The following is a 9,987-nucleotide window of genomic DNA, read 5'->3' on the forward strand; positions in this document are numbered from 1 at the left end:
GTCGGGCGCTGGGTCCCCATGCCCTTGGAGGCGAAATAAAGGGGGAGGTGACGGCCGCAGGCCGACGCCGGAGGACATTCGCCGGAAAGGGCATGGGGGCCCAGCGCCCGACCCACCGACCGCCGCGCCAGAAAGGTCGAGAGTGCGCTTGATGTTTGCCACGCAGACGAAAGAAGAACCCAAAAAAAACCCGCCACGAGGGCGGGTCTTTTTTCGGGGAAGCTCAAGCATCCTTGCGGATTACTTGATCTTGCCTTCCTTGTACAGGACGTGCTTGCGCACGACCGGATCGTACTTCAGGAATTCCATCTTCCCGGGGGTGTTCTTCTTGTTCTTGTCCGTCGTGTAGAAGTGGCCAGTGTTGGCCGTCGAAATCAGACGGATCTTGTCGCGCTTGCCTGCCATGATTAGTTACTCCTCAGACCTTTTCGCCGCGCGCACGCAGCTCAGCCAGAACGGAATCGATACCGTTCTTGTCGATGGTGCGCAGGGCATGCGCGGAAACACGAAGCTTGACCCAGCGGTTTTCGCTGGCAACCCAGAAGCGGCGCTCGTGCAGGTTGGGCAGGAAACGACGACGGGTCTTGTTGTTGGCGTGCGAGACGTTGTTACCCGTCTGCACTCGCTTGCCGGAAACTTGGCATACGCGGGACATTGCGCACCTCGATGAAAGTAATTGTCAGCCCATAGCCCGGGCGACGGCGGCCTCGGCGGTTTCCCGCCACACGTCATGAGAATCAAAGGGTTACGCTGTCGAGGGCAGGCCGGATGACGTGTTCCCGGCCGCCGATCCAAAGGTTTTTGGACACAGCGAGCCGCGCATTATGCCGCAGCACCTGGGCCGGCGCAAGTTGTCCACAGGGCGGCGGCCTGGCGCACCGGCCGGGCCGGGCCGCCTGTTCGCGCCGCCGCGGCACCGCGACGGCAATACTGGCCCTCCCCTACCCGGACCCCACCCATGCGGCTGCTCGCCCTGACCTATGGCACCGAAGGCGACACCCGCCCCCTGGTGATGCTGTGCCACGGCCTGATCGCCGCCGGCCACGAGGTGATGCTGCTGGCCGAAGGCGGCACCCTGGGCAGCGCGCGCGACCTGGGCGTACCGCATGCAGCGCTGGAAGGGGACATCCATGACGAAGTGGTGGCGCTGGTGTCGCGCGGCAACGACACCCTGGCCGCCTCGCGCGGGCTGGCGCGGATGGCCCGCCAGCACGTGCCGGCGTGGATGCGCCAGGCCGACGCGGCAGCCGCCGGCTGCGATGCGGTGCTGACCGGTGGGCTGGCCGCGTTCGTGGGCATGTCCGTGGCCGAACGCCACGGCCTGCCGGTGATCGGCACCGGCATGATCCCGCTCACCCCCACGCGCGCGTTCCTGTCCCCCTTCCTGCCCCGGCTGCGCCTGCCCGGCGCGCTCAACCGGCTCAGCTACACGCTGGTCAACCAGGCGGTGTGGCGGACGTTCCGACAGCCGATCAACCGCGCCCGCCACGCGCTGGGCATGCCGCCGCGACGCACGCTCTGGCGCGACCTGCCGATGCTGTACGGCATTTCGCCCACCCTGCTGCTGCCGCCCGCGGACTGGCCCGCCGACCACCGCATCTGCGGCCAGTGGCGCGCCCCGGACCTGGCCTGGCAGCCGCCGGCAGACCTGCAGGCCTTTCTCGACGCCGGGCCGGCGCCGGTGTACCTCGGCTTTGGCAGTATGACCGGCTTCGACCGCGACCACGTGCTGCCGACCCTGCTGCAGGCGCTGGCGCCGCGCCGCGTGCTGCTGTTTCCCGGCTGGGCCGGATTGCCCAGCGGCGCCCTGCCCCCGCAGGTGTTCGTGGTCGGCCCGACGCCGCACGAGGCGCTGTTCCCGCGCTGTGCGCTGGTGATCCACCACGGCGGCAGCGGCACCACGCATTCGGCCTGCCGCGCCGGCGTACCCTCGCTGGTGATGCCGTTCGCCGCCGACCAGTTCTTCTGGGCGGATCGACTGCAGCAGTTGGGGGTAGCACCGGCAGCGTTGTCGCCGAAGCGGCTGGATGCGGGGACGCTGGCGCGGGCGATTGGCTTCGTCGAACACGCCGGGACCCGTGAACGGGCGGCGGCACTTGGCCGGGCGATGGAAAACGAAAACGGCGTGGCCAACGCAGTCGATCTGATCGAGCGGCAGTTGGTGGAAATACCTACTCGACAACGAGGTTGAACCGCCATGAAAGAGTGTGACCCGGTCGATTGACCGCCCCGGCAGGGGCTGCTGTAATGGACACACGACCCCGCCCTCGCCGTCGTCATTCAGTTGGCTAAACGGCTTGGGACGAAAAAACCGCCGCAAGGCGGTTTTTTCATGCCCGAAGGAACGTGCGCATGATCAACGCAACCGCCGTCTACATTGATGGCTACAACTTCTACTACGGCCGCATCCGGGGAACGCGCTACAAGTGGATCGACATGGTGGCGCTGTTCCACCGCTTGGTCCACGAACAGGATCCTGATTCGCAGCTGACGTTGGTCAGGTATTTCAGCGCATTCTGCCTGGCCCGTTTCTCGACGCATGGCAATGCATCGACCATCGCCCAGGACTGCTTCCTGCGCGGGCACGAGGCCCGACATGGCGCCCGCTTCCAGAAAACGATGGGGACACACACGCATGATCGCAGCGGAACAAAGATGCCGCGTTATGTCGATGGCGTAGCGTTCGATCGCAACGACCGAGTGAAAGCATGGAAGCTCGAGGAAAAGCAGACCGATGTGAACATCGCACTGGCAATGTATCGGGATGCGGCTTCCGGAGCGTTCTCGCAGTTGGTCGTGTGTTCCAACGACAGCGACGTGGAACCCGTGCTTCGTGCGATCAAAGCAGATTTTCCCCACATCCGGCTTGGAGTGATTACGCCACGACGTCCTCCAGAGGAAGGCGCGGTTTCCCACCGGAACATGATGTCGTCGCTATCGGTGAATGCGCACTGGGCGCGGAGCCACATTCGCGACGAGGAGCTGGCAGCATGCCAGCTGCCAGATCGCATCCAGACCGGAAAGAAGCCCATCGACAAGCCATCGCATTGGTGACGCCGCCCTTGTCGTCGGCATGGCGGCACGCGGCAAAGCGTGCCGCCGCTCGATTCAGGCCGGTCCAGCCTCTTCCTTCCGATGCAACCACCGGTACAACACCGGCAGCACCAGCAACGTCAGCAACGTCGACGACACGATGCCGCCGATGACCACGGTGGCCAGCGGTCGCTGCACCTCCGAGCCGGCGCCGACGTTGAAGGCCATCGGCACGAAGCCCAGCGAGGCCACCAGTGCGGTCATCAGCACCGGACGCAGGCGACCGAGCGCGCCGTCGCGCACTGCGTCGGTCAACGGCAAGCCGTTATCGCGCAGGCTGCGCACGAAGCTGATCATCACCAGGCCGTTGAGCACCGCCACGCCGGACAGCGCGATGAAGCCGACGCCCGCGGAAATCGACAGCGGGATCCCACGTGCGGCCAGGGCAAGCACGCCGCCGGTCAGCGCCAGCGGCACGCCGCTGAACACGATCGCGGCATCCTTGATCGAACCAAATGCCCAGAACAGCAAGGCGAAGATGATGATCAGGGTCAGCGGCACCACGATCGCCAGGCGTTGGCTGGCCGAGATCAACTGTTCGAAACTGCCGCCGTACTCGATCCAGTAGCCGTTGGGCACCGGCACGTCGCGGCCGATGGTCTGCTGCAGCTCGGTGACGAAACCACCCAGGTCGCGGTCGCGCACGTTGGCGGTGACCACGATGCGGCGCTTGCCGTTCTCGCGGTTGATCTGGTTCGGCCCTTCGCTGTTGCCGAGCGTGGCCAGCTCGCGCAGCGGTACGGTGCGCGCACTGCCACTGCGCCAGCTGCCGGCGCGGCTGGATTCGTCGGCGTCGCCGGCCAGCGCGGTCTCCAGCGATACCGGCAGGTCGGCCAGCGCGGCCGGGTCCTGGCGCAGCGCTTCGGGCAGGCGCACGACGATGTCGAAGCGACGGTCGCCTTCGAACAACTGCCCGGCCACCTGGCCGCCGACGGCGGTGGCCACGGTCGACTGCACCTGCCCCGGATTGAGCCCGTAGCCGGCCAGCGCGGTGCGGTTGGGGGTGACGGTAAGCAGCGGCAGGCCGCTGGTTTCCTCCACCCGCACGTCGGCCGCACCGGGCACCTTGTCCGCCACCGCCGCAATGCGTTTGCCCACCGCCAGCAGCGTGTCCAGGTCATCGCCGAACAGCATCACCGCCACGTCCGCCCGCACACCGGAGATCAGCTCGTTGGTGCGCATCTGGATCGGCTGGGTGAACTCGTAGTTGTTGCCCGGCAGCTGCTCCACGGCCTCTTCCAGTTCACCCAGCAATGCCGCACGCGACTTGCGCGGGTCCGGCCAGTGCTTGCGCGGTTTCATCATGATGAAGGTGTCGGCCACGGAGGGTGGCATCGGGTCGGAGGCCACCTCGGGCGTACCGATCTTGGAGAACACCTTGTCCACTTCGGCGAACTGCACCAGCCGGTTTTCGATCTGCTTCTGCATCTGGATCGACTGGGTCAGGCTGGTGCCGGGGATACGCATGGCATGCATGGCGACGTCGCCCTCGTCCAGGTTGGGCACGAACTCGCTGCCCAACCGCGTGGCCAGCAGGCCGCAGCCGACCACCAGCACCAGCGCACCGGTCACCATCCAGCGGCCGCGACGCAGCGAAAACGCCAGCAGCGGTGCATAGCGCCGCCGCACCCACGCCATCAGGCGGTTTTCCTTCTCCTGCACGTGGCCGCCGAGGAACAGTGCGATCGCCGCTGGAACGAAGGTCAGCGCCAGCACCATCGCACCGGTCAGGGCCAGCACCACGGTGATCGCCATGGGATGGAACATTTTTCCTTCCACGCCGGACAACGCGAAGATCGGCAGGTACACCGCGGTGATGATGCCCAGCCCGAACAGGCTGGGGCGGATCACTTCGGCGGTGGCACTGGCGGTTTCGGCGAAGCGTTCGGCGCGGGTCATGTCGCGGCCTAGGGCGTGCTGGCGTTCGCCGAAGCGACGCAGGCAGTTCTCGATGATGATCACCGCGCCATCGACGATCAGGCCGAAGTCGAGTGCGCCCAGGCTCATCAGGTTGGCCGACACGCCACCGCGGGCCATGCCGGTCAGCGTGAACAGCATCGCCAGCGGAATCACCGCCGCGGTGATCAGCGCGGCGCGGAAATTGCCGAGCAGCAGGAACAGCACCACGATCACCAGCAGCGCACCTTCGACCAGGTTCCTGGCCACGGTCTCGATGGTGCGGTCCACCAGCGCGGTGCGGTCGTAGCTGGCGGTGACGGTGACGCCCTCGGGCAGGCTCGCCTGCGCCTGCTGCAGCCGCGCGGCCGCCGCCTGGGCGACATCGCGGCTGTTGGCGCCGATCAGCATCACCACCGTGCCCATCACCACTTCGTGGCCATTCTGGGTAGCCGCGCCGCTGCGCAGTTCCGGCCCCTCCTTGACCTCGGCCACGTCGTGGACGTGGATCGGCACGCCTTCGCGACGCGCCAGCACGATGTTGCCAATTTCCTCCAGGTTGGCCACCTGGCCGGGGATGCGCACCAGGAACTGCTGGCCGTTGCGCTCGATGTAGCCGGCGCCGACATTCTGGTTGTTGGCCTCCACCGCCTGGGCGACATCCTCCAGGGTGAAGCCGAGCGCACGCAGCCGCGCCGGGTCCGGGGTGATGTGCACCTGGCGCTGGAAACCGCCAATCGTGTTGACCTCGGTAACACCCGGCACATTGCGCAGCTGCGGTCGGATCACCCAGTCCTGCAGGGTGCGCAGGTCGGTGGCGGTGTACGGGGTGCCATCGGCCTTGCGTGCCTTGGGATCGGCGTCGATGGTGTACATGAAGATCTCGCCGAGGCCGGTGGAGATCGGGCCCAGCTGCGGGTCCAGGCCATCGGGGATCTGCGACTTCACCTGCTGCAGGCGTTCGGCCACCTGCTGGCGGGCGAAGTAGATGTCGGTGCCATCCTCGAAGACCACGGTGACCTGCGACAGCCCGTAACGCGACAGCGACCGCGCCTGCTCCATGCGCGGCAGCCCGGCCATCACCGTTTCCACCGGGTAGGTGATGCGCTGTTCGGTCTCCAGCGGCGAGTAGCCGGGCGCGGCGGTGTTGATCTGCACCTGGACGTTGGTGATGTCCGGGGTGGCGTCGATGGGCAGCCTGGTGAAACTCCAGATGCCGACCGCGACCAGCACGGCGGTGAGGGTCATCATCAACCAGCGATGGGCGATGGAGGCGCCAATGATGCGTTCAAGCATGGGGGCGTCCTCCGCTGCGCGACGCGCGTGGCACGCGATCAATGCTCATGCGATGCCCCCGCCTTGCCGATGTCGGCCTTGACCACGTAGCTCTGTTCGACCACGACGTCTTCGCCCGCCTTCAGGCCCTCGGTCACTTCGACCTGGCCCGCATCGCGGGCGCCGAGGGTGACCGCACGTGCGGTGTAGGTATCGCCGACGCGCACGAACACCACGTCCTTGCCGTCCATGTTCTGCACCGCCCCCAGCGGCACCACCAGCGCGGCCGGCTTGGTCGCCACCACGATGCGTGCCTTGACCGCCGCACCGGGCCGCCACAGGCCATCGTCGTTGCGCAGCGTGGCGCGGGCCACGGTGCTCTGGCTGGCGGTGGCGGTGCCGGGCAGTACGCGTTCCAGGGTGGTGGTCTGGCTGACGCCGTCGGTCATGCGCGACACGGTGACCGGGACGCCGGCGGTGATGTGCTGGGTATCGTTGCCGAAGATATGCAGGTCCACCCACAGCGTGGACAGGTCGCCGATTTCGAACAGCGGCGTGCCCTCGCCCGCCACGCCGCCGACCTGGGCCTGGCGCGCCAGCACCACGCCGGCGATCGGCGCGCTGACGGTGTAGGTGGTCAGGCTGAGGTTGCTCTCGATGCTGGCCAGCACCTGGCCGGCGCGGACGTTGTCGCCGACATTGGCGCGCAGCGAACGGATCGGTCCGGGGAAGCGCGCCATCACCTGCGCCACGCGGCCATCGACGGGAGTGAGCAGGCCCTGCACGTCGTGCTCGTCAGCGATGGTACCGGCGGCGACCGGGGCGACGCGGATGCCCGCCTGTTCGGCCATGGCCGCGGCGATGGTGGTGCGCTCCGGCGCGTCATGGTCGTCTTCGCCGTCGGTGTGGCCGGCCTCGCCGTGGCCCTGGTCGGTGTCGGCGGGGGCCGCGGCGGGGGCGTCCTTGCCGCAGCCGGCCAGGGCCAGTGCAGCGATCAGGAGCGTGGCGCCCAGCGCGATGCGGTGTGCGGAAAGGTTCATCGGCGGTCCTCCGTGGACACGTGGGGCGTGGGGGTGGCGCCGACGGCAACCATGCTTTGGCCGGTCAGGCGCTGGATTTCGATCAGCGCGGTCTGTGCGGCGATGGCGGCACCGAGCTGGCGTTGCCGCGCGTCGATGCGCATGGCCTGCAGCTGCGCCCATTCCATGTAGCTGATGGCGCCGGCACGCCAGGCCTTCTCGGCGGCGTTTTCGGCGCGCTTGAGTTGCGGCAGCACATCGCGTGCCATGCGCGTGACTTCCAGCTGCGCGGTCAGGTAGCGCCCGTGCGCCTCGGCCAGCGTGGCGTACAACTGCAGTGCGCGCGCCTCGCGTTCGACGCTGTTGAGCGCCAGTTCGGCCTCGGCGGCGCGGATCTCCGGGGCCGCACGCGCGACGCTGCCCAGCGGCACGCTGAAACCGGCCACGAAGGACGTGTCACGGCTGTCACGGGTGTTGCGGACCCCGACCTGCCAGCTGAGATCCGGCCGCGCGGCAGTGCGCGCCAGCTGGACCTGCGCCTCGCGGATGCGCCGCTCCCCGGCCAGCACGGCCAGTTCCGGGGTGCGCTGCAGCTCCTCGGCCAGCACCGCAAAATCCTGCAGGGCCGGCAGCTGCATGGGGTCGCCGGTGACCACGTCGAAGCCGGGATCGCGTTGTCGCCAGAGCGCGGACAACGCGGCGCGCGCGGACTGGTCGGCCTGGCGGGCGCGATCGCGGTCCAGCTCGGCCTGGGCCAGCATGGCCTGTGCGGTCAGCAGCACCGATTCGGGCGACGCGCCGGCCTGCAGGCGCAGGCGCGCGGCGGCGACCGCGCGCCTGCGCTGCTCGATGTCGGTGGTGGCGATGCCCAGTTGCTGGCGCGCTTCGGTGATGGCGAGGTAGCGGCGGGCGACCTCGGCCAGCAGATCCAGGCGGGCGGTTTCGCGCTGCGGGGCCAGGCTGTCGATGTTGGCCTGGGCCACGGCACGGCGCGCGTCCAGCTTGCCGCCACGTTCCAGCACGCCAGCCAGGGTGACGGTCAGCTCGGCACTGCGGAAGCCGCTGGCATCGCCCGTGCCGAGCGCGTTTTCAAGCTCGACGCCGACGGTGAGCGGCGGGGTCAGCGTTGCCGCATCGCGGCGGGCTTCCCAGATCGGGCGCTGCGCGTCGGCCAGGCGCAGGTCGGGGTGGTATTGGGCGACGCGCGCGATGGCGGCGTCGAGGGTCAACGGGTCAGGCGTATCCGTACCCTGCGCATACACGCACGGCACGAACGCAACGACAGCCAGGGCTGCCATGCGCATCCACATGGGGGACTCTCCAGATAGCGGTTCAGATGGACAACGGCGGCGCGTGGCCGCAGGGCATCAGGACGCTATCGGGGGGCGCAGCAGGCTCTCGGGCGGCTGGGTGCGCAGCTGCGCGGTCAACCCGACCGGCACGCTGTGCGCGGGCGCGGCAGGCAGCAGCCACGGCAGCGAGGCCATCGGCAGGACGCCGCCATGGCCATGGCAATGCCCGCAATGGACCAGTGCGTGCAGCAGGTCGCCGTCACCCGCGTCGGGATCACTGCTGCCCGGTGTGGCCGCATCGGCGGGCGCGGCATCGGTATGCAGGCTGATGTGGATGTCGGCCAGTGCCGAGGCCGTCGCCGTGCCGAACACGCCCAGGCCGACCGCGACCAGCATCAGCAGGCGCAGCAGCAGGGACGAACGCGGGCGGGCAGAACGGAACATGCCGGCAGGGTAGCCGGCGGCTTGCGCGTTACACAATCGCAGCCGCCGGTGATGGTTCACGTAAACGGGATCGGCCGGGTCACGGCCGATCCCTTGGCGCTCAGCCGGCGGCCTTGCGCTGGGCGATGTACGCCTGGATCTGCTGCTCCAGCACCGGCAGCGGCACCGAGCCCTGCTGGAGCACGGCGTCGTGGAAGCCCTTCACGTCGAAGCGCTCGCCCAGTTCCTTCTCGGCCTGCGCGCGCAGGCGCACGATCGCGATCTCGCCCAGCTTGTAGCTCAGCGCCTGGCCCGGCCAGGAGATGTAGCGGTCCACTTCGGTGGTGACTTCATGCTCGCTCAGCGCGGTGTGGTCGCGCAGGTAGGCGATGGCCTGCGCGCGGGTCCAGCCCTTGTGGTGCACGCCGGTGTCGATCACCAATCGCGCGGCGCGCCACATTTCGTAGGTCAGGCGGCCGAAATCCTCGTACGGGGTTTCATAGATGCCCATCTCCACGCCGAGCTTCTCGCAGTACAGGCCCCAGCCCTCGCCGTAGGCGGAAATGTAGGCGGTGCGGCGGAACTCGGGCTGGTCGCCGTGCTCGGCGGCCAGCGCGCCCTGCAGCGCATGGCCCGGGTCGGACTCGTGCAGGGTCAGCGCCGGCAGGTTGTACAGCGGCCGCGCCGGCAGGTTGTAGGTGTTGAGCCAGTAGGTGCCCATGCCGCCGCGCCCGGCAGTCCAGAACGGGGCGATGTCCGGCGGCACCGGCACGATGGTGAAGCGCGCGCGCGGCAGGGTCATGTACTTGCCGATCACCCCGTCCACGCGCTTGGAGATCCACGCGGCGCGATACAGCAGCTCGTCCGGGGTCTTGGCGTAGAACTGCGGGTCGGTGCGCAGGAAGGTCAGGAACTCGGCAAAGCTGCCCTTGAACTGCACCTGCTTGATGATCGCGTCCATTTCCTTCTGGATGCGCGCCACTTCCTTC

The 9,987-nt window shown here is 68.3% G+C and carries 9 protein-coding genes; 2 read left to right on the plus strand and 7 right to left on the minus strand.

Annotated features, from left to right (window positions below):
• Positions 1-240: 240 nt before the first annotated feature.
• Together rpmG and rpmB are read right to left on the minus strand one after the other, a co-directional pair.
• On the minus strand, positions 241-408 hold the full coding sequence (gene rpmG / locus RTO53_RS05810) for a 50S ribosomal protein L33 (protein WP_172407465.1): 168 nt from the start codon (positions 406-408) through the stop codon (positions 241-243).
• A gap of 10 nt (positions 409-418) precedes the next feature.
• The gene (gene rpmB, locus RTO53_RS05815) at positions 419-655 is read right to left on the minus strand and encodes a 50S ribosomal protein L28 (protein ID WP_005411638.1); all 237 of its coding nucleotides are present in this window, start codon (positions 653-655) and stop codon (positions 419-421) included.
• Positions 656-958: 303 nt separating this feature from the next.
• On the opposite strand from rpmB, the gene RTO53_RS05820 reads away from it, so the two are divergent.
• Together RTO53_RS05820 and RTO53_RS05825 are read left to right on the plus strand one after the other, a co-directional pair.
• Complete coding sequence (locus tag RTO53_RS05820; RefSeq protein ID WP_312236917.1) at positions 959-2,191, plus strand: glycosyltransferase; 1,233 nt, start codon at positions 959-961, stop codon at positions 2,189-2,191.
• A 161-nt stretch (positions 2,192-2,352) separates the two neighbouring features.
• Positions 2,353-3,054: an NYN domain-containing protein gene (locus tag RTO53_RS05825; protein WP_312236918.1), complete on the plus strand. Its 702-nt coding sequence runs from the start codon at positions 2,353-2,355 to the stop codon at positions 3,052-3,054.
• Positions 3,055-3,108: 54 nt separating this feature from the next.
• Here RTO53_RS05825 and RTO53_RS05830 read toward each other — a convergent pair whose 3' ends face one another.
• From RTO53_RS05830 to RTO53_RS05850, 5 genes are all read right to left on the minus strand, one after another.
• Positions 3,109-6,285 carry a CusA/CzcA family heavy metal efflux RND transporter gene (locus RTO53_RS05830; protein ID WP_312236919.1) on the minus strand — a complete coding sequence of 1,059 codons (3,177 nt, stop codon included), beginning with the start codon at positions 6,283-6,285 and terminating at the stop codon, positions 3,109-3,111.
• A 38-nt stretch (positions 6,286-6,323) separates the two neighbouring features.
• Positions 6,324-7,304, minus strand: a complete 981-nt coding sequence (locus RTO53_RS05835) for an efflux RND transporter periplasmic adaptor subunit (RefSeq protein WP_312236920.1) — start codon at positions 7,302-7,304, stop codon at positions 6,324-6,326.
• Positions 7,301-8,593, minus strand: a complete 1,293-nt coding sequence (locus RTO53_RS05840; RefSeq protein WP_312236921.1) for a TolC family protein — start codon at positions 8,591-8,593, stop codon at positions 7,301-7,303. Before RTO53_RS05840 ends, RTO53_RS05835 begins: the two co-directional genes overlap by 4 nt.
• Before the next feature lie 57 nt (positions 8,594-8,650).
• Entirely contained in the window at positions 8,651-9,019 is a 369-nt protein-coding gene (locus RTO53_RS05845) for a DUF2946 family protein (RefSeq protein WP_312236922.1), read from the minus strand.
• Between the two features lie 100 nt (positions 9,020-9,119).
• Positions 9,120-9,987, minus strand: an 868-nt coding sequence (locus RTO53_RS05850) for a DUF885 family protein (RefSeq protein WP_312236923.1), incomplete at its 5' end; no start/stop codon positions are given.

It is taken from the genome of Stenotrophomonas sp., from assembly GCF_031995405.1.
Taxonomy (GTDB): Bacteria; Pseudomonadota; Gammaproteobacteria; order Xanthomonadales; family Xanthomonadaceae; genus Stenotrophomonas.

Bases quoted from the DNA above. Each gene is read 5' to 3' on its own strand.
- rpmB (WP_005411638.1), bottom strand. From the start codon at position 655: ATGTCCCGCGTATGCCAAGTTTCCGGCAAGCGAGTGCAGACGGGTAAC.
- RTO53_RS05845 (WP_312236922.1), bottom strand. From the start codon at position 9,019: ATGTTCCGTTCTGCCCGCCCGCGTTCGTCCCTGCTGCTGCGCCTGCTG.
- RTO53_RS05835 (WP_312236920.1), bottom strand. From the start codon at position 7,304: ATGAACCTTTCCGCACACCGCATCGCGCTGGGCGCCACGCTCCTGATC.
- RTO53_RS05820 (WP_312236917.1), top strand. From the start codon at position 959: ATGCGGCTGCTCGCCCTGACCTATGGCACCGAAGGCGACACCCGCCCC.
- RTO53_RS05825 (WP_312236918.1), top strand. From the start codon at position 2,353: ATGATCAACGCAACCGCCGTCTACATTGATGGCTACAACTTCTACTAC.
- RTO53_RS05830 (WP_312236919.1), bottom strand. From the start codon at position 6,285: ATGCTTGAACGCATCATTGGCGCCTCCATCGCCCATCGCTGGTTGATG.
- RTO53_RS05840 (WP_312236921.1), bottom strand. From the start codon at position 8,593: ATGTGGATGCGCATGGCAGCCCTGGCTGTCGTTGCGTTCGTGCCGTGC.